Consider the following 3,106-nt stretch of genomic DNA (forward strand, 5'->3'; position numbering starts at 1 on the left):
ATTTTGTTCTGTGACGCCATTGCAATTAGATGACACGTTGTTTTTGATTTATCAATGTCCGCTTTTCCGCCCACAGCGGACACCAGACGAGACCAACGCGAACGTCTTCAATTGGGGCGTTTCCTGACAGTCCGCTTTTGATTTCCATCCAATCAGTTCGGATAACCGAAAGTGGGTGGGGAGCGGTCATTCAATAAATCATATCTGGACGACCGCTGTTGGGCAGTTAGCGGACCGTCAGCTCATGGAAAATTATCAATGACAAGCGGACATTCAGCCGTAGCAAATCGCAATGACGCTTCCTCCCCAGTTTCGGCCGTTTGTGTTTTTCCGGGTCGAATGTGTGCTTTGGGCGCAAAAGCAGGCATTGGAATTGTCGAGGTTCCGATGACCGGTTGAGCGAGTGTGAGGCATTCTCGTTCTGCATTTGCGCCGAACCGTGGATGCGAAGCGATCGCAATCAGTTCTGGTGCCGTATTCATCTGACCAGCGGGGATCTGAAACAGGTGCAATCTGCAGATGCCAGAATAGGCAATGCTGTATCAGGTCCTTCCAATTATTCAATATTGACTCGATCTGCTGGTGAATGCTCTGTAGCGCTGACGGAATAGTACGCAATGTGGGTGATCAGGCCCAAGTTTGAGATTTAGGAAATTCGAATGTGCCCTGCGGCGGTTAATCATGGCGACGAGCGGGGATACATCATCCCGATCGGCGGCGGCGAGGACAAGAACACACATCCGGTGATCCTGCAACGCTTTGTGGAACTTGCCGGCGGCCGGGACGCCAATATCGTGGTGTTCCCGACGGCCTCGCGGCTGGAGGAAACCGGCACGCTCTACGAAGAGATTTTCACCAAGCTGGGCGCAAGGGATGCAAGTAGCATTCCGATTTCCACCCGCGCCGACTGCAACAATCCGGAGTTCGCCGATCGCTGTTCGCAGGCGAGCGGGATATTCCTGACCGGCGGCAACCAGCTGCGGTTGAGCACGATATTGGGCGGAACAGAAGTGGCGCAGATGATCCGCCGCAAGAACGCCGCGGGTACACCGGTGGCGGGAACTTCGGCGGGGGCGTCGATCATGTCGGAACATATGATGGCCGGAGGCGAATCGGATCAGGGGCCGTCGGAAGGCGGTGTGGTACTGGCCCCAGGACTGGGGCTGACCAACGCGGCGGTGATCGACCAGCATTTTTCGCAGCGCAACAGGCTGGGGCGGTTGCTGTCGGCGGTGTCACTTAACCCCTTCCTGCTTGGCATGGGGATTGACGAGGATACTGCCGCGTTCATCGACCCGCACGGGGTTGTCGAAGTCATCGGCAGCGGCACCGTAACAATCGTCGATGGCAGCAAGATGAGCTATACCTCCGCCCACAGCGCTGCGTTCAATCAAGGTTTGGGCATGATCGGACTGAAGCTGGATATACTCGACGAGGGGTGCCACTATGACCTCAATATGCGCGAGGCGTTTCCGCCGACCGAAAACGACCATCGTGTCTGCAGTATATAATATCATGTGATGACACGCGCGGCGTGCGAATAGGGGGCCGACCATGAAAATCCTGAACACCAATCTCTACATCGGCCCCAACCAATATGCGAGCTTTCGCTGTATTCGCCACGTGCTCGACATCGGCGTGCTGGAGCAATGGCCATCGGCGAAATTGGGTCCCGAGTTCATCGACGGACTGGTCGCGGCGCTGCCCGGGTTGGCCGAACATGGCTGCTCGTACCGCGAAACGGGTGGGTTCATCCGGCGGCTGCGCGAGGATGACGGCACATGGATGGCCCACATTATCGAGCATGTTGCGCTCGAGCTGCAATGCGTAGCAGGCAATGAGGTTACCTTCGGGCGGACGCGCTCGACGGGCGATGCCGGCCACTATAATATGGTCTACGCCTATATCCACCGCGATGTCGGGCTGTCGGCGGGGGAGCTTGCGATCAAGCTGCTGATGCACCTGCTGCCGCAAGACGTGCAGGCGCAGACCGGTTATGAACTCGATCCGGAATTTGACTGGGAGGATGAACAGAGAAGCTTCATCAGGCGAGCCCAGCGCCATGCATTTGGCCCAAGCACCGCGTCGCTGGTAAAGGCGGCCGAAGAACGGGGGGTGCCCTGGCTCCGGCTCAACAAATATAGCCTAGTGCAGTTTGGTCATGGCAAATATCAGCAGCGCATCCAGGCGACGATTACCAGCGAGACACGGCATATCGCGGTGGAGATCAGCTGCGACAAGGAAGACACCCACCATCTACTCAACGATCTGGGTCTGCCGGTACCACAGCAACATATGGTTTATAGCGCAAAGGAAGCGGTGCGTGCCGCCCGGAAGATCGGGTATCCGGTGGTGCTGAAACCGCTCAATGCCAATCATGGCCGCGGAGTATCGATCAATCTGATAACCGATGAGGATGTGCAGACAGCGTTCACAGTCGCGCTGGAACAGGGGACCAGCAAGGCAGTGCTGGTCGAGAGCTATATCACCGGATTTGATCACCGAATGCTGGTCGTCGGCGATGAACTGGTCGCTGTCGCCAAGCGGGTGCCCGGTCATGTAACCGGCGATGGCAAGCACAATATCGGCGAGCTGATCGACGAAGTGAACGCTGATCCCAGGCGTGGAGTGGGCCACGAGAAAGTTCTAACCAGACTGGAGCTGGATAATCAGGCGCGGCGTTTGATGGACAATGCCGGCTACAATAAGGGCACCGTGCTCGCCGAGGGACAGATATTCTATTTGCGGGATACCGCTAACCTGTCGACCGGCGGGACCGCCATTGATCTCACAGATGTTGTCCATCCCGACAACCGGGAAATGGCGATGCGAGCGATACAAGCGGTTGGGCTTGATGTCGGCGGGGTTGATTTTCTGACCGACGATATCTCGAAATCCTACAAGGATATTGGTGGCGCTATTGTCGAGGTAAATGCAGCGCCCGGTTTCCGCATGCATGTTGCGCCGAGCGAAGGACAGCCGCGCGACGTTGCTGGCAAGGTTATCGATATGCTGTTTCCGCCGGGTACACCGAGCCGAATTCCGATTGCCGCGATTACCGGCACTAACGGCAAGACGACTACTTCGAGGATGCTGGCGCATATCT

General features: G+C 56.9%; 2 protein-coding genes. Both read left to right on the forward strand.

Annotated features, from left to right (window positions below; genetic code table 11):
* Window positions 1–659 precede the first annotated feature (659 nt).
* A complete protein-coding gene (locus WBM93_RS12275) occupies window positions 660–1,511 on the forward strand; it encodes a cyanophycinase (RefSeq protein WP_424432155.1) in 852 nt (283 codons plus the stop codon).
* Window positions 1,512–1,554: 43 nt separating this feature from the next.
* Window positions 1,555–3,106 (forward strand): cyanophycin synthetase family protein (locus tag WBM93_RS12280; protein ID WP_424432156.1); only part of this gene is annotated, 1,552 nt, incomplete at its 3' end.

Origin of the sequence: Parasphingorhabdus sp. (assembly GCF_049667325.1) — a bacterium.
Lineage (GTDB): Bacteria > Pseudomonadota > Alphaproteobacteria > Sphingomonadales > Sphingomonadaceae > Parasphingorhabdus.

Bases quoted from the DNA above. Each gene is read 5' to 3' on its own strand.
- WBM93_RS12275 (WP_424432155.1), top strand. From the start codon at position 660: ATGTGCCCTGCGGCGGTTAATCATGGCGACGAGCGGGGATACATCATC.